The organism is Streptomyces scabichelini (assembly GCF_011045015.1).
Classification (GTDB): Bacteria; Actinomycetota; Actinomycetes; order Streptomycetales; family Streptomycetaceae; genus Streptomyces; species Streptomyces scabichelini.
This window is the reverse complement of the sequence record NZ_JAAKZY010000489.1, coordinates 1-604: the sequence shown is the minus strand read 5'-3', so window position 1 is coordinate 604 and position 604 is coordinate 1. Positions and strand designations below refer to the sequence as shown.

The 604-nt window shown below is 73.8% G+C and carries 1 pseudogene; it reads right to left on the bottom strand.

Features of this window, described 5'->3' with window-relative positions:
* Positions 1-587, bottom strand: a pseudogene (locus G5C60_RS50860) (ArgS-related anticodon-binding protein NrtL); the annotation flags it as partial.
* Positions 588-604 lie beyond the last annotated feature (17 nt).

Genomic DNA, 604 nt, shown 5'->3' with positions numbered 1-604 from the left:
GGGGTGGGGTCCTCGGGCGCCGGCACGGGCCGGAGGTTCACGTCGAGGGGCGCCGGAGAGCCGGGGCGGCTGCAGGCTTCGACGGTCACGCCGAGGGGCTTCGCCCACGCCGGGTCCAACTCGGCCTCGCAGGACGTACGGACGAGGGCACCCTGCGAACGCAGGATCCCCGCGAGCGCCTGCCCGCTGACCGCGGCACGCACCTCGCACGGGTAGTGCAACTGCACGATCCGCCCACTCGGCTCGTCGACGTGCCCATAACGAACACCGCGCCGCAGGACGTCCCGAACCAGGGCCTCCGCTCCCCCGTCCAGGGTGATGTTGAGGAAGCCGGGCCCGGTGATCTCGACGCGCGCGACGCCCTCGGCGTCGGTAATGAGCGGCCGCAGGATCTCGGCAACCTCACGCGACGGACGCCCGGCGGGCCGGGCCAGCTGCAGGGCGACGTTAGTGGCGTAGTCACCGCACCCCCCGGCCCCTGGCGGCGCCACCACGGCCCGCGCGGGCACGACCACACTGAGCTCACCGGCGTCCACGGCACGGCGCACGGCACGCAGAACGGTACGGGAGAGCTCGACGGGGGTCACGGGGACAAGCGTATGGG